Consider the following 21,100-nt stretch of genomic DNA (forward strand, 5'->3'; position numbering starts at 1 on the left):
ACCCTCCGCCCTCCCGCATGCCGCCCACGCAGCTCGCCTGCCGGGCGTGGACTACCGCACACCCAAGCAAAGCAAGCCATGACAAACCCATCACAGGTCCAAGTACCGCAGAACGCCGCCACGCCAGGCAAGAAAGCCTCGACGTGGATGGCCGAACAGATCGCCAACGCCGGCGTCAGCCACGTCTTCTTCCTTGAAGCCATCCTGCGCGACACGCTCAACGAGCTGCGCCGCATGGGCGTGCGGACCATCCTGCCGCACACGGAAAAGGCCGCGGCGTACATGGCCGACGGCTACGCCCGCGTGGCGGGCAAGCCGGGCCTGTGCTGGGCGCAGTCGGTGGGCGCGGCCAACCTGGCCGCCGGCCTGCAGGACGCGTGGCTCGCACGCACGCCGCTGATCGCGATAACCGGCCGCAAACCGGTGGCGGACCAGGACCGCAACCCCTACCAGGAGATCGACCACGCCAAGGCGTTCTCCGCGGTCACCCGTCATTCGGGCAACGTCACCCGCGCAGAGGATCTGCCCCGTCTGCTGGCGAATGCCTGGCGCACTGCGCTGGCCGGCGTGCCGCGCCCCGTGCACCTGGACGTGGCAGGCCTGATGGCCGAATACCTGGAGCCGTCGTTGCTGGACGATGCCAACGTCCCGGCCGATCTTCTCAAGGGCATCACACGGCCGGTGCAAGCCGCCGCGGCCCATCAGCTCGAAAGAGCGGCAGCGGCGATCCGCGGTGCGCGCAAGGTGGTCATCGTCGCCGGCAGCGATGCGCTCGCGGCCGGCGCCGGCCCTGCCATCCTGGCGCTGGCAAGCCAGCTGGGCGCGCCGGTGGCGACCACGGTGGGCGCACGCGCCATCATTGCGACGACGCACCCGCTGGCCATCGGGACGGTCGGCAGCTACGGCATGGCTGTCACCAACCGCGTGGTGCACGAAGCCGATCTGGTGTTGGTGGTGGGCGCTCAGCTCAGCGACCAGAACACGCATGCCTGGCGCATCCCGGCCGCCCGCCAGGGCCTGGTGCAAATCGATGCCGATGCCACCGAAGCCGGGCGCGTCTATCCGAACGCGGTGCCGGTGATCGGCGACCCGCGCCTCGCCGTGGAGGCGCTCGCGCCGCTGCTCGAGAATTACCGCTCGGACGAAGGCTTCGCACGGCAGGCCGAGCTGGCCATGCAGGCCTGGCGCCGCGAAGTGTCTGCGATGCAGACCAGCGGCGAGACACCGATCCGCGTGGAACGGCTGTGCGCCGAGATCGGCGACGTGCTGCCCGACGACGGCATCCTGGTGGCCGACACCGGCTACTCGGCGATCTGGAGCTGCACGCACATCGAGTACAAGGCCCGCCAGACCTACCTGCGCGCGGCCGGTTCTCTGGGCTGGTCCTTCCCCGCGGCGCTGGGCGCCAAGTGCGCGGCGCCCGACCGCAAGGTCGTGTGCTTCAACGGCGATGGCGCGTTCTACTATCACATGGCCGAGATCGAAACGGCCCTGCGCTACGACCTGCCGATCACCGTGGTGATCAACAACAATTCGGGTTTCGGCCAGGACGCCTGCAACATGGTGGCCAAGGGCATGCCGATCGAGCAGGTGCGCGCCCTCGCCGCCTTCGAGCCCACCGATTTCGCGGCGATCGCGCGCTCCTTCGGCGCCAACGGCGTGCGCGTGACCGAGCCGGGACAGCTGCAGGGGGCGCTGCAGGATGCGATGAGTGCGACCCGGCTGACGGTGGTCGACGTGGCGACCGACTTTCTCTGCCGAGCCCCCGATCCCTGGGCGCCAGCGTCCTGAGCGGGGCGGCGCGACCCGCACGGGCCGCGCAAGCATGACAGCTAGAATCGCCGGCCGCCAGCAGCGGTCGATGACCGTGGCGCGCCTCGACCCTGCCATGCCCGACAAACACCTCGACATCTACCTGCTGCGCTGCCTGCGGGCGCTGGTCGAGGAGGCGCATGTCACCAAGGCGGCGGAGCGAATGGGATCGACGCAGCCGGCCATGAGCTCGGTGCTGCGCCGGCTGCGCGATATCTTCAACGACCCCCTGCTGGTGCGCACCGAGAAGGGCATGGTGCCTACAGACCGCGCGCGCGAGCTCGCGGAGTCGATGCGAACGGCCGTCGACCTCATCGACCGGGCGTTGGCCGCCGAGCAGCCCTTCGACCCGGCGAGCGCCGAGCTCGCCTTCGAAGTCGCGGCCAGCGAATCCGTCTCCTTCATGCTGCTGCCGCGGCTGATCTCCGCCGTACGGCGGATCGCGCCCGGCGTTCAGTTGCGCGTTCGGATCCCCGACCTGTTGCGGGCGCGCCAGGCCCTCGAGGAAGGCGAGATCGACCTGCTCCTCAGCTTCACGCGCACGGCCCCCGAAGGGCTGCGCTCGAGTGCGCTATGGAGCCAGAAGCTGACCGTGATCGCGTCGGGGTCGCATCCCGTGGGCGACAAGCTGACGCTGGAGGACTTCCTGCACTGGCCCCATGCATGCCACAAGCTCGGACGGGGCGGCTCGTCGATCGAGGCGGCCGTGGAGGCGGCGCTCGAAGCGGTGAAGCGGCAGCGCAGCGTCGGCGTCTGGCTGCCCTCGGCCATCGCGGTGCCGGCGGTGGTGTCGCGCACCGACTTCCTGGCCACCGTGCCGGAGGGGATCGCGCGGGTGTTCGCGCCTCTGTTGGGATTGAAGATGCTGCCGCCGCCGGTGCCGCTGGACGACGTCCGCATCGGCATGTACTGGCACGAGCGGATGCAGCAGAACCCGCCGCACCAGTGGCTGCGCCAGCTCGTGCGATCGGTGGCGGAGGAACTGGCCGCGGCGGGCGGTATCGCGACGGCCGGTTAGGACGGTCGGGTCAGACCCACTCGACTTCCGCGCGGTCGCCCGACTGGATGGACTGCAGCAATCCTTCCTCATGGCCTGCCTGCGGCTCGACGCATTCGAAGCGGCGCGGCACGAAGGGCGGCACCGAGCAGACGTCGTACTTGTCCAGCAGCACCGAGTTTTCCTGGTGGCGGCCCCAGATCACCTTCCACTTGCCTTCCAGGCAGATGAATGTTTCATTGGTGTCGTGGTTGTGCAGCATGGGGCCGTTGCCGGGCACCGCCTTGATGTACGACATCTGGAAACCCTCCGCAACCGGAATGGCCGACCACGGGTCGGTGGCGCCTTCGGCGATCAGGCCGGTGCCCACTACGAGATAGTTCTTGCGCGCGTGTCCCGGCAACTGGCTGTCGTGATAGCGGGTCGGCGGATACTTGAGCTTGTCGAAGCGCGCCACGCGCTTGTCCATCTGCTCGGGCGTGTAGTCGTCGATCCGCATGCGGTACTCTTTCATTCGGTCTCCTAAGTGCAAAAGGCGGAGACGATCTTAGGATTGAGCCCGCAGCGGCGCCATCCGTTGGGAGGGATGGGCGCATGCGCAATCGTTATGGGCATGGAGCCAAAGCTGCGCAAGCCATGACGCCTCGGTGCCGTCGCGAGTCGAAGTACTTCAACTTCTGCACCGGCTCTCCGAATCGCAAAGCGCGACCCGCGGCCACGCGTACTCCCGCCCGAGCATTGCCCTTGCGTACAGATAGTTGTTCCTGACGCGCTCGCTGAAACGATCGAGGTCGACATGGCCCTCGCAATCGCAGGGAAACGCGAGCGCGCGGCCCTGCTGGTACAGCGACCGGAAGCGGAGCTCGAACGCGACGGCTTCGTGCATGGAAGTCTCATTGGTCATGGCTGTCTCCTGATGGATCAATGGGCCCGGCTCGACGCCTCGCGCGCGTTCAGCCGGAATACCTTCGGCGTGAACCCGGTGTAGCGATGAAAGACGTCGGTGAAGTGGCCTTGGGTGCGAAAGCCCACATCGGCAGCCACTTCGATGATCGGCGAGTCGGTGCCGGCCAGGAGCTCCTTGGCGCGCTCGATGCGCTGCAGAAGGAGATGCAGGTGCGGCGACTGTCCCGTCGCTTGCTTGAACATCCGCGCGAAATGAAAGGGGCTCAGATGCACTGCAGCGGCCAGCTGTTCGACGCGGATCGTCTCGCCCAGATGCTCGGCAATGAAGTTGCGGACGCAGCGCATCTTGTGGGCCGCCAATCCGCCGTTGGACATGGCCTTTACAGGTGCCGCGGCCAAGTAGTTCCTGGCGACGTGCGCAGCCAGCAGGGCGGCCAATGCGTTCAGGAAGCTCGCCGTCAGCCGGTCCAGGCTCGGGAACTCCCGGACGACGGCGTCTGCGACTTCGCGGATCAGCGAATCGGCCGCTGCATGGGGTTCGACAAAGCTCGGCTCGTCGCTGCCCAGCGCGGCACGGGCCGTCTCGCTGAAGAAGGGCTCTGCGATGCTGAGGATGAGCGTGTTGGGGCCGGGCCTGTCTGCGAGCGCATGAGGGAGCGCCGGCGGAACAATAGTGACCAGCGGCGCACGGACGTAAGCGGTTCGGTCGCGCGCGGCCTCCATGCGATGGGTGGTGAACAGATTCGCGGTTTCCTTCGGCACGAGGATGTCGAGAGAATCGCGTGTGCGCACGCTGCCGAGGTCCGCTGTGCCTAGATAGGCGATGCGCATGACCGGATCGCTCCGGCTTCCTGGAGATGGTAAAGACGGTCGCATCGGCGCATGGACGCTCGACAAACCGTCGCTTCCGGCATGGGTTCCTGTAAGCATGGGGGGCGCCTTTCTGCATCAGCTTGCTTGCGCTGCCGGGCGGCAGGCATGCTGTTCATTTGCATAGGGCGTGCCGGTGCCGCGACGGCGGGCGAACGAATTGCCGCCTTGCAGAATCACGAGGCGTGACAAGGGTTTGGGCGAGCCGGGCCGCGCTCGCGCGACTCGCGTGCCGGCACGTGGCTGCCGGCCCTCCGTCACCGCTGCCGGCCTTCCGGCAGCGCGGTCAACGGCGCGCGATACCGAGCTTCTGCATCCTGTATTGCAGCGAGGTGCGCTTCATGCCCAGCCTGGCGGCTGCACCGGCGGGGCCGGCGATGACTCCGTTGCATTCTTCCAGGGCCCGCAGGATGTGCTGGCGCTCCATGCGTTCGAGACTTTCGTCCGAGGCATCTTCCGCATCGGGGCGAGGCTTCAATTCGCCGACCGGGACTTCCAGCGTGGCGCCTTGCGTGAGGATCACGCAGCGCTCAATGAAGTTCGACAGTTCACGCACGTTGCCCGGCCAGGAATACCGGCTGAGGGCCGCGAGGCTTTCCGGGGCGATGGTCGTGATCGAGCGGTTGTTGGCACGCGCGTGAACCTGCAGAAAGTGCTTGGCAAGCACGGGGATGTCGTCCACGCGATGGCGCAATGGCGGCGTCTCGATCGGGAATACCTTCAAGCGGTAGTAGAGATCGTCGCGGAAGGTGCGGGCGGCGACCATCTGCGCGAGGTCGCGGTTGGACGCCGCGATCAGACGCACGTCGGTCTTCTGCGTGTGGGTGCTTCCCAGACGTTCGAATTCGTGCTCCTGCAGCACGCGCAACAGCTTGGCCTGCAGCTCGAGCGGAATCTCGCCGACTTCGTCGAGGAAGATGGTGCCCTTGTCGGCCAGTTCGAAGCGCCCGATGCGCTTGCTGACGGCTCCGGTGAAGGCGCCTTTTTCATGTCCGAACAATTCGGCTTCGATCAGCCCGGTGGGGATGGCGGCGCAGTTGAGCCGGACGAAGGGGTATTGCCGGCGGCGGCTGAGCCGGTGGATGGCATGCGCGATCAGCTCCTTGCCGGTCCCCGTCTCGCCCTGGACGAGGACGCATGCATTCGTCGGTGCAACGCGCGCCACCAGCGTCAGTGCCTGCGCGAGGGACTTGCTGCGACCGACGATCTCGCCCCAAGGCTCTTCGGTTTCCTGGCGCAGGTAGGCGTTGTGCGCCTTGATCTCGTCGTTGAGCCGTTCCGCGGCCTCGGCGCGCTGTCGGGTGGTGGCCAGCTGTGCGCGCTGAAGTTCGACGACCGCCTGGTTCACGGCCACTCGCAGCAGCAGCGTTTCGGTCGAGCTCGGGAATTCGGGACGCCGGGAAGCGGCCAGCACCAGCCCGAACTCTTTCCTCACGCCGAGCCACAGGTGCGTGACGCGGAGTTCGCCTTGCTGGAACGGATTCGGCACGGCATAGGGCACGCCGGGGTGCTGTGCCAGTAGCCACGGCTCTATGACTGCACCGACCTCGTCTGCGCGTCGTGCAATGTCGGGCAGATGCTCACTGCGAGCCAACTCCAGCGCCGGCAGCACTGCACCCTCGTCCAGCCGCGCGTACGCCAAGTCCAGGTCCAGCATGCGCGCCAGGATTTCGAGCACCGTCCGGAGGACCGCCATCGGATCGCGGCTGTCCCATAGGGACGGCAGCGCGAATAGGCTCATCAGCCCGCTGATGCAGTCCCGAAGGCGGCGGATTTCGACGGCAGTTTCATCCATGGTCTACGAGTCGAAGGCAAGCAGCGAGCGTGGCACGGATCGACAGTCAGCAATTGCACTTCTTTTACAGAATCTTGCTAAAGGATTTCGAGGATGCGCGCGCGACCGCTCGCGCCGGCGCCCCATTTGGCGTACGTTGGCAGTGTCGAAGCAACCTGGACAAGACATCATGGATTCAAGCTTCACAGGCCTCGTGGCTGCGTCGCCCAGTCAGGGCGAACAGGTCGCCATCGAAATCGCAGGCTCGACACTGGGCAAGTACCGCCACATCTGTGCCTTCTTCCGCAACGCCGAGGAGGAAAACCGCATCATGATGCCCTTCATCAAGGATGGGCTCGAGCGTGGCGATCGGGCCTGCCAGATTGTCGACCAGTCGCTTCGCGATGAACACCTGCAGCAGCTCTACGCAGCCGGCATCGACGTCGCGCAGAAGGAGCGCGAGGGGAAACTCGAGGTCCACTCGGTGTTCGACATGTACCTGCGCGACGGGCACTTCGACGTGGCCCGCATGCTCAGCTTCGTCCAGCAGCATATCTCCGGTGATCTGCAGACCCCGATCTCGCGCATCACCGGACACGCCGAATGGGCCGGCGACGACTGGCCGGGCGTGGAAGACTTCCTCGAGTACGAAGCCCGCCTCAACGACGTCGTGCCGGAAGGGCGCGACACCGTGGTGTGCATGTACGACCTTTCGAAGACCGGTGCGGCGCTGATGGCAGACGTCCTGCGCACGCACCCCGTCGTCATCCTCGGTGGCGTACTGCACGAGAACCCATTCTTCACACCTGCGGAACAATTCCTCAGCGAACTTCGTGCGCGCAAGGAAGCGTCCTGACGGCCCGCCACGCGGCGCCGCAGGTTTGTCACCAGTCCAGGTCGATCTGCGGGCGCGTCGGATCCTGTCGCACCACCGAAGTTTTACGGGGCAGATGCCGGTCCACGAAGTCCGCGAGCTGCGCCTCGCTCATCATCCCGGGCTGCATGGCCAGCTTCTGGCCCTGATGGAACAGCATCAGCGTGGGCACCGAGCGGATCGCATACTTCGCCGCAATGGACGGCGCCTCGTCGATGTCGACCTTGACGACGGCCAGATCCTGACGCCGGCGCTCGGCGAAGGACTCCAGCGCCGGCGCCATGGCTTTGCACGGTCCGCACCAGGAGGCCGAAAAATCAACCAGCACCGGCTGCTGTTGCGCGGCGAGCGCCGATTCGAAATCGCGTTCGCCTGCATGGATCACTGCTGACATATGGCCTCCTGCCTTCAATGCGCCATCAACACCGGCAGCGTCATCGAGCGCAGCACGGTCCGCGTCACGCCGCCGAGCAGCAGTTCGTGGATGCGGTGGTGGCCGTAGCAGCCCATCACCAGCAGATCGCTGGCCTGGTCCGCGGCATGTGACAGCAGCATCTCGCCCAGCTTGTCCGGCTCGTCGGGGTACCGGTTCGCGGATGCCTCGATACCGTGCCAGCGCAGCGCGCGCACGATGCCGAAGGTGGTTTCCGCCGGGCCGTAGTTGTCCGGTCCCCAGGACACCACGTGCACGCGTTTGGCGCGCCGCATCAGCGGCAGCGCGCCGGCGACGGCGCGGGCGCATTCGCGCGTGGGCTTCCATGCGATCAGCACGTTCTGGCCGACGGCCGGATAACGCCCGGCATAGGGGATCACCAGGGCCGGCTTGCCGCTTTCCATCACCACCGATTCCACGAAGTCCCTCGGCACGTCCTGCGTTCGCGGGTCTTCGGGGTCATGCTGGCCCAGCACCATCAGATCGACATAGAGCGAGGCCTGCGCGGTGCCCCAGACGGGCGGATCGCCCGGCACCTCGGCCCAGGTCATCGCCGGATCGCCGGAGGCCAGGGCCTCGTCGAACAGGGTGCGGGCGGCCTCGCGATGCTCGGGGTCGATCTGGGGCACGATCGGCACGGTCAGGGCCTCGATATCGACGCGCAGCGGCAAGGGCAGCATGCGCGGCTCGATCGCCAGCAGCGCGACGAGGGTCGCCGCAGCACCGTGGGCCGGCGCGATCCTGCGCGCCATCGCGAGCCGCTCCGCGCAGCGCGGCGAGGCGTCCATGTGAACCAGAATGGATTGATAGCCGTCCATGTCATTGCTCCTGGCCGCTGCTGCTCACTTTGTGGCCGCGCTGGTCGCGCCGGCGGCGGGCTTGCTCTTGAGCTGCGCGCGGACCTCGCCCTTCGGGTGCGCCTTGGAGCGCACGTTGGCGTGGAGCTTGCCGGCCTTGTGGTGCGATATCTGCGCCGGCGTGAGGCGCGTGTTGGCGGGAACCTCCCAGCGACCGTCGGCCACCGGCATCAGCATGACGACCACTGGTACGGCGGCGTCCGCGTCGTCTTCGATGAGGGCCGTCGCGCCGTCCATGCCAGGTGCTTCGACGATGCCGCTAACGGTGCCGTCGTCGGCGACGAGGATCAGCGCCCGGCCGGTGGACGTCGTCTGCACCGGGGGAACTTCCATGGCGCCCGTGAGGATAGCGGGCACATCGGCCGTGTCCATCGATGAGGTGCTGGTATCGGTCTGTGCGCACGCGGCGAGAGCGAGCGCGACGACGAGGGGAAGTATCTTCATCATGGGGCCTCCTTGAGAGTGCAGGTTGGGGATGTGATGGGTCGAGCATAGGAACTGAAGCTGCGCCGCGTCTTCCTGAGGCCTGCGGTTCGTGTCCTGCTTCTGGGGTGAAGGCAGCTGCGGGCCCACGCGGGCGGCGCCGGCACGGCACAATCGCCTGCACTCAGCAGCGAGGAGGTCCCCGATGGCATCGCGACGCAAGCCCTGGTTCCTGCGCGAGACACGGCGCTATTGGCCGCTGATGACAATCAACGAGCGTTTCGAGCACCTCGTCGCCTTCGCGCTCGGATTCATCATCGCGGTGCTGGTCGCGCTGGCGCTGGTCCAGCTGCTGGTGCACGTGGTGCCGCTGCTTCTGACCGGCGCACTCGATCCGTTGGACCACGAGGTGTTCCAGAGCCTGTTCGGGATGGTGATGACACTCCTGATCGCGCTGGAGTTCAACCACTCGATCGTCCGCGTCGCGCTGCGACACAACGGCATCGTTCAGGTCAAGACGGTGGTGCTGATCGCCCTGCTGGCGCTCAGCCGCAAGTTCATCATCCTCGACACGAAGTCCACCGAGCCGGAGACGGTAGCCGCACTGGCCGGCGCGACCCTGGTGCTGGGCATCGTGTACTGGCTGCTGCGCGAGCGCGACGACAGGATCGAATCGCCCGATGCGCACGATGACATCGATGCGCGTGAGCCAAGGGATCCCGACCGCCCCTGAACAGGCGCCGCTCAGCCGGCGTCGAGAAAGCGGTGCACGAAGGCCACGGCCATCGCCCCTTCGCCTACCGCCGATGCGCAGCGGCGCACCGCGTTGTGCCGGACGTCGCCGGCAGCGAACACGCCCGGGATGCTGGTCTCGAGGAAATACGGGTCGCGGTCCAGCGGCCACCGCGGCGGGTGCTGTCCGCGTCGCAGCAAATCGGGACCCGTGACGATATAGCCAGCCTCGTCGCGCACCATGCCGATCGATTCCGCCCAATGGGTCTGCGGCTCGCCGCCGATGCAAACGAAGAGCCATTGCGCTGGGACGCGACGTTCGGCGCCGGTGGCGAGGTCGCGCAGCGTGATCTCGCGCAGCCCGGTGTTGCCGTGCAGCGCACTCACCTCCGTGCGCGCAAGGACCTCGATGTTGGGACTGGCTGTGATGCGGTCGATCAGGTAGCGCGACAGGGTGCCCTTCAGCGATGCGTCCCGGATCACCATACTGACGCGGCTCGCGTGCGGCGCGAAATGCATCGCTGCCTGGCCGGCCGAGTTGCCACCGCCGACGATGAACACGTGCTGCCCGCGCGCCAGTGGCGCCTCGCTGGCGCCAGCGCCGTAGTAGAGGCCCGAGCCCATCAGCTGCTTCTCGTTGGGCAGGCTGAGTCGCCGGTAGGCGATGCCGGTGGCGCAGATCACGGCGCGCGCGACGATCCGAGTGCCATCCTCGAGCACGCCGACGCCGCGTCCGGGGCGCAGTTCGGCGCGCACGCCTTCGCGGGCGAGCAGGATCTCGACGCCGAACTTGCGGGCCTGCTCGCGGGCACGCTCCGCCAACTCCATGCCGCTGATGCCCTGCGGAAATCCCAGATAGTTCTCGATCTTCGAACTGCTACCGGCCTGGCCGCCGACTGCCAGGCGCTCGACCAGAACGGTCGACAGGCCATCGGCCCCGGCGTACACGGCAGCGCTCAGCCCGGCCGGCCCGGCGCCGTAGATGGCCAGGTCGTATTCGCCGCGCGACGGATTCCTGAACCAGCCGAGTTTTTCGGTGATCTGCCGAATCGTCGGGCATTCCATGCGGGTGCCGTCGGGGAACAGGCAGATCGGCAGCCGCGCATCGTGCAGGTGGTCGACCTGCGCTTCACTGCGTGCGCTGTCGTCGCTCGGCAGCGCCACCCACTCGAAGGGCACGTCGCTGCGGTGCAGGAAGTCGCGTATCGCCCAGGCGGCGGCATTGCCCAGTCGCCCATAGATCTTCACCAGCGCCGGCCCCGCTGGCGACGGTGGGTCTCTGGCATCGCTCATGGCCATGGTCGAAGCCTCAGCGCGCCCATGGGATGGAACTCATGTGCCGACGTGTCTGCAGCGCTGCGATGCGCTCGTCCAGCGGCGGATGGCTCGCGAACAGGCGCGTCCACGACGGTGGACTGTTGATGCCCAGGGTCCGCAGCGACTGCGGCAGCCCACCGGACTCGATGCCGCCCAGGCGGCCCAGCGCACGGATCATCGGTTCCGGCGATTTCAACAGGCTTGCCGACCCTGCGTCGGCGCGGAACTCGCGCCAGCGCGAGAACCACGCCACGATCAGCGAAGCGGCGATGCCGAACACGATCTCGCAGAGGAACACCGTCGCGTAGTAGCCGATTCCGCCGCCGGCGTGTTGGTCGTCCTCGCGTCGCGACACCAGCCTGTCCACGAGGTAGCCGACGATGCGCGCGAAGAACACCACGAAGGTGTTGACCACGCCCTGGATCAGGGTCATGGTCACCATGTCACCGTTGGCCACATGGGACACTTCATGGGCGAGCACCGCTTCCATCTCCGCGCGGTTCATGGTTTGCATCAGGCCGGTCGACACGGCCACGAGTGATGCGTCGCGAAAGGCGCCGGTCGCGAAGGCGTTCGGCGCGCCCTCATAGATCGCGACCTCCGGCTCGCCGATGCCCGCGCGTCGCGCCAGCGCGCGCACGGTCTCGAGCAGCCAGGCCTCTTCAGCGCTCTGCGGCTGCTCGATGACCCGCGCGCCGGTGGACCATTTCGCAAGCGGCTTGGACATCAGCAGCGAGATGAACGAACCGCCGAAGCCGACCACCAGCGAGAAGATCATCAGCGCGCCGATGTCCAGCCCGTTGGCGCTGAGGAAGCGGTCCACGCCCAGCAACCGCAGCGTGACCGACAGCACTAGCACCACGGCGAGGTTGGTGGCGAGGAAGAGGAACAGGCGCTTCATCGGGTTTCTCCGTCGCCAGCAGCGTAGGCGCGGCGGAAGCGGCCGTCTTCCAGATTGCTGCGCAAAACTGACCAGGTCCGGCGGCGCTGGACAGAACTTCACGCGGGGCACACACTTGCGCGCCCTCGGAGGTGCCATGCCATTCGCCAGCGACCGCGAACGCCGGAAGTCGATCGTGTTCATCGTCGACGACGACGCGTCCGTGCGCGAAGCGCTCAGCAGCCTGATGCGCGCGATCGGATGGCAGGTTCAGACCTTCTCAACCGCGGCAGAGTTTCTAGCCCATACGCGCCCAAATGTGCCGGCTTGCCTCGTGCTCGATGTGCGGCTCCCGGTCACCAGCGGACTGGAGCTGCAGCGCATACTGGCCGAACGCAGCGACGCACTGCCAATCGTCTTCATGACCGGCCACGGCGAGGTCCCGGTCAGCGTGAAGGCGATGAAGGCGGGGGCGGTCGAGTTCCTTCTCAAGCCCTTCAGCGATGCCGAGTTGCTGAATGCGATCGAGCTGGCCCTCGAACGCGATGCTGCCGGCATTCACGAGCGCACCGAACTTGCCGACATCCGCGAGCGGATGGCGTCTTTGTCGGCACGTGAGCACGAGGTGATGATGCTGGTCTTGAAGGGCCTGCTCAACAAGCAGGCCGCGGCCGAGCTCGGCATCGCGGAGGACACCGTCAAGGCGCACCGGCACAACCTGATGAAGAAGATGGGGGTGCGTTCGCTGCCCGAGCTGGTCAGGATGGTGGAGCGGGCGTAGTCCGATACGCCGTGGTTGTGCGCGAGCAGCGCCTCTTTGGCTTAAACCAAAGGGGCATGGTATGGCGAGCCGGCAGCGCCTATGGTTGCCTTCATCCGGAACATTTGCGAGGTGGTGACCATGGTCCCTGCACTGCTTGAGGCGGTCGGCGCGCCAATGCGCGTCGGTTGGCTCCTGTCGTTCGCGAGCGATGAGACCGAGCGCCGGCGGGATGCGATCGAGATCCTGATTCCCACCGAAGACGCGGCGGTCCGCATCGTCTACCGCGCCGACGACGGCGAGGAGCGCGCGGCATTTCTGAGGGCACCCCTGGTGGCCCTGATTTCGGAAGGCCAGGTTTGCTGTGTGCAGTGCCGGCGGCCTGCCGACATCTTGCTGTTGCGGATTGCGCCGGACTTCTTTGCGCGTCAGGCCCGCGCCGCGCTCGGAAATGCGGTGCCGCGTCTGGTGGCCCGCTATGCGGCCCTCGATCCGTTCATCCGCGAGGTCGGCAACGCGTTGGAGGCTGAGCTCCGGAGCGACCGGCCGCCGAACGCAGCCTACCTGGAGCCGCTGGCCCGCGTGCTGGCCGTGCACCTGGCGCGCCATTTTGGCGCAGCGGCTTCGACCGCGGTGTTGCGCACCGGTCTGCTGCAGCACAAGCTGCGGCGGGTCGAGGCCTTCATCGACAAGTACATCACCGAACCCATCCACGTCGAGCAGCTCGCGGCCGAGGTGCACATGAGCCCTTTCCACTTTGCCCGCATGTTCAAGCAGGCAACCGGCCAGCCGCCGCATCTCTACGTGGTGATGCAGCGCGTGGAGCGTGCGAAGACGCTGCTGCGCGACAGCGAGCTGGCGCTCATCGAGGTCGCGGCGCAGGCGGGCTTCGGAACACAGGGCCATTTCTGCGGCGTGTTCCGCCGCTACACCGGCTTAACGCCGCGCACCTTCCGGCTGGACTCCCGCGCGGCACTGGCTTCCTGCGTTGCGCGCAATCCTGCGATATAGCTGCGCAGCTCTGTGAAAGACGGCAGCGGTCGGCAAGCCTACTGTCGATGCGACCGACCGCCGCGCCGCCGCGCCCCGCGCGCTGATGTCGGAGGCGACTTCATTTTCCGCAAGCGGGCGCCGGATGAAAGACAAGGAAACATCATGACCATCGCTACCGCTGCCCGTACCGACGTCGAGATCCAGAACGAGGTGCTGGCCGAACTGAAATGGGAACCACGCGTGCAATCCAACGAGATCGGCGTTGCCGTGAAGGAAGGCGTCGTCACGCTGACCGGCTATGTCGATTCCTACACCAAGCGCTGGGCTGCGGAAGAGGCTACGCATCGCGTGCGCGGCGTGAAAGCCGTGGCCAATGACATCGAGGTCCGGCTAGGCACCAGCTACGAGCGCACCGACCCCGATATCGCCGCATCCGCAGCGCGCGCCCTGCAATGGGACATTCTGCTGGAGCGGGAAAAGATCGATGTCACCGTTTCCAAGGGCTGGGTCACCCTGAAGGGCACGGTCGCCTGGCAATACAAGAAGCAACAGGCCGAGCGCGTCGTGCGCAATCTCGCCGGCGTGAAGGGCGTCAGCAACCTGATCGAGGTGAAGCCCGATGTGCAACCTTCGGACATCAAGAAGAAGGTCGAGGAGGCGCTGGTACGCAGCGCGCAGACCGACGCCGAGCGGATCACGGTCGAGGTGGAAGGCGGCAAGGTCACCCTCAAGGGCAAGGTGCGCGCGTGGGCCGAGCGCCAGGAAGCGGAGCGCGCGGCCTGGAAGGCGCCCGGCGTCAGCGCGGTCGAGAACCGCATCACGATCGGCCTCTGAGGCTGGCTCGCAGCTTTGCGACACGAACGGCAGGATCGGGCAAGACAGACCGTCGCCGGCGGCCTAGCCTCGATCCTCCACCGGCTTTTACGCAGGAGCATTGCAATGAGGACCAAGGAAGATCCTGGGGCGAATGACAAGTCGTCGAATGCGCAGGCTGACGGCGCGGCGTCCTGGATGCTGATATTGCGCGGCGCCGTCGCGATCCTGTTCGGCGTGCTCGCGGTCGCGTGGCCAGGCCTGACGCTGATCCTGTTCGTGGCGATGTTCGCGGCGTATGCGCTGGTGGGCGGCTTCGCCTCGGTGGCGGCCGCCTTCGCGAGGAGGCGCAGCGACCGGCAGTGGTGGCTGCCTCTGATGCTGGGCATCGTGAGCGTCGCGGCCGGCGTCTATGCGTTGGTCTATCCCGCGCTGAGCGCCCTCGTGCTCGTGCTGGTGATGGGCTTCAACGCCGTGTTGACCGGTGCGCTCGACATCGCACTCGCGATCCGCCTGCGCCGCGTGCTGCGCGGCAGGTGGCCACTGGTGTTGAGCGGCATCGTCTCACTGCTATTCGGCGCCCTGGTGCTCGCCGCGCCCGGGCCGGGCGCGCTGGCCATGGTCTGGCTGATCAGCCTGCACGCCGTGGTCACGGGTGTGCTTCTGCTGAGCCTGGGTCTGCGTATCCGGCGCGCAGCGCATGACCATGCGCCGCAGCAGCCGCTGGCTGCCGGCGGGCACTGAATATCTTCATATCCGACAAGGAGCATGACGTGGCAATCGATCTGCAGAAATGGAATCCGTTCAAGTTCTCACGGGGCAGCGCAGAGGCGCGGCCGGCATCGAGCGGCTCGGCCGCCGAGGCCTCGCCGCAGCCTCGCCCTCCCGCCGGGGGGGTCGAGTCGGGGCAACTGCTCCAGGCCCTGGATCCCTTCAACATGCTGCCCGGCCTCTTGCGAGGCCCCTTCGGCGGCGCGGGACGCTGGTTCGGCGACTTCAGTCCAGGCATGTTCGAGCCGAAGGTCGATGTCGTCGACGACGGCAACGCCTTGCGCCTCACTGCGGAGCTGCCGGGCATGGAGAAGAAGGACCTGGAGATCGTCGTCGAAGACGGCTTCCTGATCTTGAGCGGCGAGAAGCGCGTGGACGCCAAGCAGGAAGAAAAGGGCTGCTATAGGCTGGAGCGGGCCTTCGGCAGTTTCCAGCGCGTGCTGCCGCTGCCCGACGGCGTCGACCTCGAGCATGCCGAGGCGCGCTTCGACCAGGGCGTGCTGACGCTGCGGCTGCCGAAGAAGGCCGGCGACACCAAGGCCTCGCACAAGCTCGCGATCCAGTGATTTCCTCAATTTTCAACGGAGCGGCATCATCATGAACTCGAACCTTCTTCGCACCGGCATCGCCTGCGCGCTGCTGGGCCTCGCCCAGATTGCCGGTGGTCAGGCAACACAGTCGAATCCGCAGTCGTCCGGGACGCCCAAACCGTCGGAGGCCGCCAAGGCAACTGAGGTACCGGTGGCTGCCCGGGCCGTGCTCGGCGTGACCATCGCCGAAACGCAGCTGGTCGCCAAGGGCTACCGTGCCTCGAAGCTGCTGAACAAGGATGTCTACAACGACATGGGCGACAAGATCGGCAAGGTGGACGACCTCGTGCTTTCGCCCGACGGGACGCTCTCCACCGCCGTGGTGAACGTCGGCGGCTTCCTCGGGATGGGCAAGCACTTGGTCGCGATTCCTGTGCGCCAGTTCGCGCACATCGCGCCGAAGGCCGTGCTGCCCAAGGCCAGCAAGGAAGAACTGAAGGCGTTGCCGAAGTTCGAATACGCGGTCTGACCGCAAAAGGAGCGGACATGGCCAAATGCGACGTGTGCGGACGCCCCGCCACCACCCAACTCACCCTGCGCGAAGGCGGCAAGACCCGCGAGGTCGCGCTGTGCGACGAACACTATGCCGAGGCGATGGGCAGCGCCTTCGAACGCTCGCCGCTCGAATCGCTGTTTCGCGGCGGGTTGTTCGACGAGTTCCAGAGCTTCTTCGGAGATCGCGCTTCGCTGTTCGGCGACCGGCCGGCCGCCGGCGGCGGCGGCGGCAGTGGTCCGAATGGGCGCCTGCGGGCAGGTGCGCCGCGGCGCCAGCGCTCGCGCGAGGCGGTGGACCTGCGCAGCTTCTTGAACGAAGCCGCGATGGACCGGCTGCAGGTCTCGGCCGAGAAGGCGCTGGCCTACGGCAAGGACGAGGTTGACACCGAGCACCTGCTGTTGGCCTTGGTCGACAACGAGGTGGTGCAGGAGGTCCTGCGCGAGTTGAAGCTGTCAGCGCCCGACATTCAGTCGAACATCGAAGAGAACGCGCCGCGCGGCGAGCACAAGGCCGCCGAAGGCGAGACGCCGCAGATCGGTGTCTCGCCGCGCGCCAAGAGCGCGCTCGACCACGCGCTGATCGCGTCGCGCGAGCTCGGCCACAGCTATGTCGGGCCGGAGCACATTCTGCTCGGCCTGGTTGAGGAGGAAGACGGCTATGCCGGTGAGCTGCTGCGCAAGCTCGGCCTCACTTCGCAGTCGCTGCGCCAGAAGACCGTCAAGGTCGTAGGCAAGGGCGCGGAAGAAGGCAAGCTCAAGCAGCGCAGCGGTACGCCAACTCTTGACAAGTACGGCCGCGACCTGAGCGAGCTGGCACGGCAGGGCAAGCTCGACCCGGTGATTGGCCGCGCCCGGGAGATCGAGACCACGATCGAGGTGCTGGCGCGCCGCAAGAAGAACAACCCGGTGCTGATCGGCGAACCCGGCGTCGGGAAGACCGCGATCGTCGAGGGCCTCGCCCAGCGCATCGTGCAGGACCAGGTTCCCGAGGTGCTGCGCGGCAAGCGCGTGCTGGAACTCAACGTCAACAGCATCGTGGCCGGCGCCAAGTACCGTGGCGAGTTCGAGGAGCGCATCAAGCAGGTGCTCGACGAGATCATCGACCGGCAGGACGAGCTGATCATCTTCATCGATGAGCTGCACACCATCGTCGGCGCGGGCGCCGGCGGCGGCGAGGGCGGGCTGGACGTGGCCAATGTCTTCAAGCCGGCGCTGGCGCGCGGCGAGTTGCATCTGATCGGCGCGACCACGCTCAACGAGTACCAGAAGTACATCGAAAAGGATGCAGCCCTGGAGCGGCGCTTCCAGCCGGTCAACATTCCGGAACCCAGCGTCGCGGACACGATCGAGATCCTGCGCGGGCTGCGTGACCGCCTGGAGGCACACCACAAGGTGAAGATCAGCGAGGCCGCGATCGAGGCCGCGGCGAAGCTGTCCGAGCGCTACATCGCCGCGCGTTTCCTGCCCGACAAGGCGATCGACCTGATTGACCAGGCGGCGGCGCGGGTGCGTATCCAGGCCAGCTCGCGACCCCAGGAGCTGCAGCAGATCGAGGCCCACATGCGCAAGCTGCGCCAGGAGCAGGATACCGCCGGTGCGGCCAAGCAATACGACAAGGCCAAGGGCCTGGGCGATCGCATCAAGACCGAGGAGAAAAAGCTCGCCGACGCCACCGCGGACTGGAAGAAGAAGCGCGGCACCAGTTCCTCCGAGGTGAGCGCGGAGCATGTGGCGCAGATCGTCTCGGCGCTTACCGGCGTGCCGGTGTCCGAGCTGACGACCGAGGACCGCGAGAAGCTCCTCAAGCTCGAAGACCGGCTGCGTGAACGCGTGGTCGGCCAGCAGGAGGCGGTGCACGCGGTCAGCGAAGCCGTGCGCCTGGCGCGGGCCGGCCTCGGCGAGGCCGGCAAGCCGACCGCGACCTTCCTCTTCCTCGGACCTACCGGCGTCGGCAAGACCGAGCTGGCCAAGGCACTGGCGGCGACGGTCTTCGGCAACGAGGACGCGCTGGTGCGCATCGACATGAGCGAGTATTCCGAGCGCCACACGGTCGCCCGGCTGGTCGGCGCGCCGCCCGGCTACGTAGGCTACGAGGAAGGCGGCCAGCTCACCGAGCGGGTGCGGCGCCGGCCCTACAGCGTGGTGCTGCTCGACGAGATCGAGAAGGCGCACCCCGAGGTGCACAACATCCTGCTGCAGCTGTTCGACGAGGGGCGGCTCACCGACGGCAAGGGCCGAGTGATCGACTTCACCAACACCATCGTCATCGCCACCAGCAACCTCGGCTCCGACGTGATCCAGCGCAACCTCAAGGCCAAGGATCGCGAAGTTCTCGAGTACCCGGCGCTGCGCGACCGGCTGATGGAACTGCTGCGCCACCACTTCCGGCCCGAGTTCCTGAACCGGGTCGACGAGGTCGTGGTCTTCCACGCGCTGGGCAGGGCGGAGATCCGTGCCATCGTCGGGCTGCAGCTGCAGCGTGTGGCGCGCACCGCGGCCGCGCAGGACGTGCAGCTCGAGTTCGACGATTCGCTGGTCGACCACCTGGCGGAGATCGGCTACGACCCCGAGTTCGGCGCGCGGATGCTCAAGCGCAAGCTGCGCTCGGAGGTCGAATCGCGGCTCGCAACCGCCATGCTCAAGGGCGAAGTGTCGGCGGGCCAGACCGTGAAGCTCGGCTACGACCCGGTCCAGAAGGCGCTTCGCATCGACAAGGTGTCCGACGGGACGGCGCCGGGCGCGAAGCAGGGCGCCGACACGACGAAGACGAAAACGCAGGCAGAGGCGCAAGCAGGAGCGGAGGCCGCCACGGTGACGGCCTGAACGCCGCGCGACGGCGGCCATTCGAACGCGTGTTCCAGCGCATGCTGCTCAGGACTATGCTCCAGCATGAACAGGCTGTTCCGAATGCTGAGGCCCCGCCTGGCGGCACGCCTGGACCGCGAGGCGACGGAGCGCGAGCAGGCGCTGCGGGACTTCACCAACGAGGCCGCGGGCTTGCGGCGCCTGCACGAGTTCTCGACACGGCTGCTCACCCTCAGGGGCTTGCAGCCGCTGCTCGAGGATGTGCTCGAAGCGATGATCGGGCTGCACGGGGCCGACTTCGGCCTCGTGCATCTGGTCGAACGCGAGAGAGGCGACCTGGTGGCGCAGCGCGGGCTGTCCGAGGAGTTTGTCGCCTATTTTGCCCGGACCCACGACGACGGCATGGCCTGCAGCCGGGCGTTGCACAGTGGTAAGCGGGCCGTCATCGAGGACGTGATGACCGATCCGGGCTACGCGCCGCACCGCGCGATCGTCGCGGCCAGCGGCTTTCGGGCAGTGCAGTCCACTCCGCTCATCAGCCACACGGGCGAGCTGCTCGGGATCATCTCCACGTACTTCCGAAAGCCCCACACGTTCTCGCAAGGCGTGCTGCGATTCACCGACCTGTACGCGCGCTATGCGGCCGACGTCATCGAGCGCACTCGGGCCGAGGAGGCGCTGCGCGCCAGCGAAGAGCGCTTTCGCCGCTATTTCGACCTGGGCCTGATCGGCATGGCGCTCACCGCGCCGGGTGCGGGCTGTATCGAAGTCAACGACGAGCTGTGCCGCATCGTCGGCTATTCGCGCGACGAACTCATGCGCATCCGCTGGCCCGACATCACGCATCCAGACGACCTGACCGCCGACCAGGTGCAGTTCGAGCAGGTGGTGGCCGGCGAGCAGGACGGCTATGTGCTCGACAAGCGCTTCATCCACAAGGACGGTCGCGCGATCTACTGCACGATGGCCGTCAAATGCCTGCGCGCGAGCGACGGCTCGGTGGATTGCTTCGTCGCGCTGGTGCAGGACATCAGCGAGCGCCACGAGGCGGGCGACGCGCTGCGGCGTACCCGCGACGAGCTCGCGCATGTGGCGCGCGTGGTGGGCATGGGCGAACTGGCGGCATCGATCGCGCACGCAATGAACCAGCCGCTGGCCGCGATGGCGACCAACGGCCATGCCGCCGTCCGCTGGCTGGCAATGCGACCGCCGAACCTCGAGGAGGCGGTTGCCGCCATCGAACGCATCGTCGCCGAGGCGCGCCGCGCCGGCCAGGCCATCGCCAGCATCCGCGACTTCGTGCGGCGAGGCGAGACCCAGCGCTCGCTGGTCGATCTCCACGGGTTACTGCGCGAGGTGGCTGACATGGTGGGGAGCGAAGCGCGCGCGCGCGGCGTCAAGCTGGACCTCGAGCCCCAGGAGCGGGTGCTGGGGCCGGTGATCGGCGACCGGGTTCAGCTGCAGCAGGTGATGCTCAACCTGGTGATGAACGGCATCGAGGCAATGGCGACGACCCCCGCGTCGCTGCGCTGCCTGAGCATGCAGGTCAGCCAGGACGGGCCCCAGATGCAGCGCGTGCGCGTGCGGGATGCAGGCGTCGGGCTGAACCCGCAGGAGCGCGATCGCATCTTCGACGCCTTCTACAGCAGCAAACCGACCGGGATGGGCATGGGGCTTGCCATCAGCCGCTCGATCGTCGAGGCCCATGAAGGCCGGCTATGGTGCTCGCCCAACGAAGAGGGCGGCGAGACCTTCAGTTTCACGCTGCCCGTCTGAGCGGCCTGCACTGTTGGCTGCTCGGGTCCGGTGCAATCCCGGCCCGTGATCAGCTGCAAAGGGACGCGTCAGCTGCAATCCGGGCCCATACAACGCGTGCCGCGCGCGTGCTGCCCGCCTGCCTGGGGGCGTCGACCGGTCTCATGCGCCACCTGGGGTATTTACCTAGTTGAAAGCACTGGCGCGCTGCCGCGTTCAGCCTCTATGATGCGTACACCGTGT

Annotated in this window: 21 protein-coding genes; 12 read left to right on the forward strand and 9 right to left on the reverse strand. The window is 67.1% G+C overall.

The window, feature by feature from the left end:
• Window positions 1-78 precede the first annotated feature (78 nt).
• Together G3W89_RS09640 and G3W89_RS09645 are read left to right on the forward strand one after the other, a co-directional pair.
• Complete coding sequence (locus G3W89_RS09640) at window positions 79-1,791, forward strand: thiamine pyrophosphate-binding protein (protein WP_162573871.1); 1,713 nt, start codon at window positions 79-81, stop codon at window positions 1,789-1,791.
• A 34-nt stretch (window positions 1,792-1,825) separates the two neighbouring features.
• Window positions 1,826-2,830, forward strand: coding sequence for a LysR family transcriptional regulator (locus G3W89_RS09645; protein ID WP_162573872.1), 1,005 nt, complete (start codon window positions 1,826-1,828; stop codon window positions 2,828-2,830).
• Between the two features lie 10 nt (window positions 2,831-2,840).
• Here G3W89_RS09645 and G3W89_RS09650 read toward each other — a convergent pair whose 3' ends face one another.
• The 4 genes from G3W89_RS09650 to G3W89_RS09665 form a co-directional block, all read right to left on the reverse strand.
• On the reverse strand, window positions 2,841-3,323 hold the full coding sequence (locus G3W89_RS09650; protein WP_162573873.1) for a hypothetical protein: 483 nt from the start codon (window positions 3,321-3,323) through the stop codon (window positions 2,841-2,843).
• A 156-nt stretch (window positions 3,324-3,479) separates the two neighbouring features.
• Complete coding sequence (locus G3W89_RS09655; protein WP_162573874.1) at window positions 3,480-3,713, reverse strand: hypothetical protein; 234 nt, start codon at window positions 3,711-3,713, stop codon at window positions 3,480-3,482.
• Between the two features lie 17 nt (window positions 3,714-3,730).
• Complete coding sequence (locus G3W89_RS09660) at window positions 3,731-4,546, reverse strand: helix-turn-helix transcriptional regulator (protein WP_162573875.1); 816 nt, start codon at window positions 4,544-4,546, stop codon at window positions 3,731-3,733.
• 325 nt (window positions 4,547-4,871) lie between these two features.
• The gene (locus tag G3W89_RS09665; RefSeq protein ID WP_162573876.1) at window positions 4,872-6,380 is read right to left on the reverse strand and encodes a sigma-54 interaction domain-containing protein; all 1,509 of its coding nucleotides are present in this window, start codon (window positions 6,378-6,380) and stop codon (window positions 4,872-4,874) included.
• Between the two features lie 169 nt (window positions 6,381-6,549).
• On the opposite strand from G3W89_RS09665, the gene G3W89_RS09670 reads away from it, so the two are divergent.
• Window positions 6,550-7,215: an MEDS domain-containing protein gene (locus tag G3W89_RS09670; protein WP_162573877.1), complete on the forward strand. Its 666-nt coding sequence runs from the start codon at window positions 6,550-6,552 to the stop codon at window positions 7,213-7,215.
• Window positions 7,216-7,243: 28 nt separating this feature from the next.
• Here the strand turns inward: G3W89_RS09670 and trxA are convergent, their stop codons facing one another.
• Genes trxA through G3W89_RS09685 form a run of 3 tightly spaced genes read right to left on the reverse strand, consistent with a single transcriptional unit; the run spans window position 7,244 to window position 8,970 of the window.
• Window positions 7,244-7,618, reverse strand: coding sequence for a thioredoxin (trxA, locus tag G3W89_RS09675; protein ID WP_162573878.1), 375 nt, complete (start codon window positions 7,616-7,618; stop codon window positions 7,244-7,246).
• Between the two features lie 23 nt (window positions 7,619-7,641).
• On the reverse strand, window positions 7,642-8,484 hold the full coding sequence (locus tag G3W89_RS09680) for a universal stress protein (protein ID WP_162573879.1): 843 nt from the start codon (window positions 8,482-8,484) through the stop codon (window positions 7,642-7,644).
• 24 nt (window positions 8,485-8,508) lie between these two features.
• Window positions 8,509-8,970, reverse strand: coding sequence for a CHRD domain-containing protein (locus G3W89_RS09685; RefSeq protein ID WP_162573880.1), 462 nt, complete (start codon window positions 8,968-8,970; stop codon window positions 8,509-8,511).
• A 181-nt stretch (window positions 8,971-9,151) separates the two neighbouring features.
• On the opposite strand from G3W89_RS09685, the gene G3W89_RS09690 reads away from it, so the two are divergent.
• Window positions 9,152-9,679 carry a phosphate-starvation-inducible PsiE family protein gene (locus tag G3W89_RS09690; protein ID WP_197893544.1) on the forward strand — a complete coding sequence of 176 codons (528 nt, stop codon included), beginning with the start codon at window positions 9,152-9,154 and terminating at the stop codon, window positions 9,677-9,679.
• 11 nt (window positions 9,680-9,690) lie between these two features.
• On the opposite strand, the gene G3W89_RS09695 is transcribed toward G3W89_RS09690, so the two are convergent.
• Both G3W89_RS09695 and htpX read right to left on the reverse strand, forming a co-directional pair.
• Window positions 9,691-10,971, reverse strand: a complete 1,281-nt coding sequence (locus G3W89_RS09695; RefSeq protein WP_162573881.1) for an NAD(P)/FAD-dependent oxidoreductase — start codon at window positions 10,969-10,971, stop codon at window positions 9,691-9,693.
• Between the two features lie 16 nt (window positions 10,972-10,987).
• Window positions 10,988-11,896, reverse strand: coding sequence for a protease HtpX (gene htpX / locus G3W89_RS09700; protein ID WP_162573882.1), 909 nt, complete (start codon window positions 11,894-11,896; stop codon window positions 10,988-10,990).
• Window positions 11,897-12,032: 136 nt separating this feature from the next.
• On the opposite strand from htpX, the gene G3W89_RS09705 reads away from it, so the two are divergent.
• The 8 genes from G3W89_RS09705 to G3W89_RS09740 all read left to right on the forward strand — a co-directional run bounded on the left by G3W89_RS09705 (window position 12,033) and on the right by G3W89_RS09740 (window position 20,878).
• The gene (locus tag G3W89_RS09705; protein ID WP_162573883.1) at window positions 12,033-12,656 is read left to right on the forward strand and encodes a response regulator transcription factor; all 624 of its coding nucleotides are present in this window, start codon (window positions 12,033-12,035) and stop codon (window positions 12,654-12,656) included.
• Window positions 12,657-12,776: 120 nt separating this feature from the next.
• Window positions 12,777-13,646 (forward strand): helix-turn-helix domain-containing protein, encoded by an 870-nt coding sequence (locus G3W89_RS09710; protein ID WP_162573884.1) that lies wholly within the window; start codon window positions 12,777-12,779, stop codon window positions 13,644-13,646.
• A 144-nt stretch (window positions 13,647-13,790) separates the two neighbouring features.
• Window positions 13,791-14,462 carry a BON domain-containing protein gene (locus G3W89_RS09715; protein ID WP_162573885.1) on the forward strand — a complete coding sequence of 224 codons (672 nt, stop codon included), beginning with the start codon at window positions 13,791-13,793 and terminating at the stop codon, window positions 14,460-14,462.
• A gap of 105 nt (window positions 14,463-14,567) precedes the next feature.
• Complete coding sequence (locus G3W89_RS09720) at window positions 14,568-15,185, forward strand: HdeD family acid-resistance protein (protein WP_162573886.1); 618 nt, start codon at window positions 14,568-14,570, stop codon at window positions 15,183-15,185.
• 29 nt (window positions 15,186-15,214) lie between these two features.
• On the forward strand, window positions 15,215-15,778 hold the full coding sequence (locus G3W89_RS09725; protein ID WP_162573887.1) for an Hsp20/alpha crystallin family protein: 564 nt from the start codon (window positions 15,215-15,217) through the stop codon (window positions 15,776-15,778).
• 31 nt (window positions 15,779-15,809) lie between these two features.
• On the forward strand, window positions 15,810-16,271 hold the full coding sequence (locus tag G3W89_RS09730; protein WP_162573888.1) for a PRC-barrel domain-containing protein: 462 nt from the start codon (window positions 15,810-15,812) through the stop codon (window positions 16,269-16,271).
• A gap of 17 nt (window positions 16,272-16,288) precedes the next feature.
• Complete coding sequence (locus G3W89_RS09735; RefSeq protein ID WP_162573889.1) at window positions 16,289-19,120, forward strand: ATP-dependent Clp protease ATP-binding subunit; 2,832 nt, start codon at window positions 16,289-16,291, stop codon at window positions 19,118-19,120.
• Window positions 19,121-19,204: 84 nt separating this feature from the next.
• Complete coding sequence (locus G3W89_RS09740) at window positions 19,205-20,878, forward strand: sensor histidine kinase (RefSeq protein WP_162573890.1); 1,674 nt, start codon at window positions 19,205-19,207, stop codon at window positions 20,876-20,878.
• Window positions 20,879-21,100 lie beyond the last annotated feature (222 nt).

This window comes from Variovorax sp. PBL-H6 (assembly GCF_901827155.1).
Lineage (GTDB): Bacteria > Pseudomonadota > Gammaproteobacteria > Burkholderiales > Burkholderiaceae_C > Variovorax.

Bases quoted from the DNA above. Each gene is read 5' to 3' on its own strand.
- G3W89_RS09665 (WP_162573876.1), bottom strand. From the start codon at position 6,380: ATGGATGAAACTGCCGTCGAAATCCGCCGCCTTCGGGACTGCATCAGC.
- G3W89_RS09740 (WP_162573890.1), top strand. From the start codon at position 19,205: ATGCTGAGGCCCCGCCTGGCGGCACGCCTGGACCGCGAGGCGACGGAG.
- G3W89_RS09720 (WP_162573886.1), top strand. From the start codon at position 14,568: ATGAGGACCAAGGAAGATCCTGGGGCGAATGACAAGTCGTCGAATGCG.
- G3W89_RS09715 (WP_162573885.1), top strand. From the start codon at position 13,791: ATGACCATCGCTACCGCTGCCCGTACCGACGTCGAGATCCAGAACGAG.
- G3W89_RS09655 (WP_162573874.1), bottom strand. From the start codon at position 3,713: ATGACCAATGAGACTTCCATGCACGAAGCCGTCGCGTTCGAGCTCCGC.
- G3W89_RS09645 (WP_162573872.1), top strand. From the start codon at position 1,826: ATGACAGCTAGAATCGCCGGCCGCCAGCAGCGGTCGATGACCGTGGCG.
- htpX (WP_162573882.1), bottom strand. From the start codon at position 11,896: ATGAAGCGCCTGTTCCTCTTCCTCGCCACCAACCTCGCCGTGGTGCTA.
- G3W89_RS09660 (WP_162573875.1), bottom strand. From the start codon at position 4,546: ATGCGCATCGCCTATCTAGGCACAGCGGACCTCGGCAGCGTGCGCACA.
- G3W89_RS09680 (WP_162573879.1), bottom strand. From the start codon at position 8,484: ATGGACGGCTATCAATCCATTCTGGTTCACATGGACGCCTCGCCGCGC.
- G3W89_RS09690 (WP_197893544.1), top strand. From the start codon at position 9,152: ATGGCATCGCGACGCAAGCCCTGGTTCCTGCGCGAGACACGGCGCTAT.
- G3W89_RS09685 (WP_162573880.1), bottom strand. From the start codon at position 8,970: ATGATGAAGATACTTCCCCTCGTCGTCGCGCTCGCTCTCGCCGCGTGC.
- G3W89_RS09705 (WP_162573883.1), top strand. From the start codon at position 12,033: ATGCCATTCGCCAGCGACCGCGAACGCCGGAAGTCGATCGTGTTCATC.
- G3W89_RS09735 (WP_162573889.1), top strand. From the start codon at position 16,289: ATGGCCAAATGCGACGTGTGCGGACGCCCCGCCACCACCCAACTCACC.
- G3W89_RS09695 (WP_162573881.1), bottom strand. From the start codon at position 10,971: ATGAGCGATGCCAGAGACCCACCGTCGCCAGCGGGGCCGGCGCTGGTG.
- G3W89_RS09730 (WP_162573888.1), top strand. From the start codon at position 15,810: ATGAACTCGAACCTTCTTCGCACCGGCATCGCCTGCGCGCTGCTGGGC.
- G3W89_RS09670 (WP_162573877.1), top strand. From the start codon at position 6,550: ATGGATTCAAGCTTCACAGGCCTCGTGGCTGCGTCGCCCAGTCAGGGC.
- G3W89_RS09650 (WP_162573873.1), bottom strand. From the start codon at position 3,323: ATGAAAGAGTACCGCATGCGGATCGACGACTACACGCCCGAGCAGATG.
- G3W89_RS09710 (WP_162573884.1), top strand. From the start codon at position 12,777: ATGGTCCCTGCACTGCTTGAGGCGGTCGGCGCGCCAATGCGCGTCGGT.
- G3W89_RS09640 (WP_162573871.1), top strand. From the start codon at position 79: ATGACAAACCCATCACAGGTCCAAGTACCGCAGAACGCCGCCACGCCA.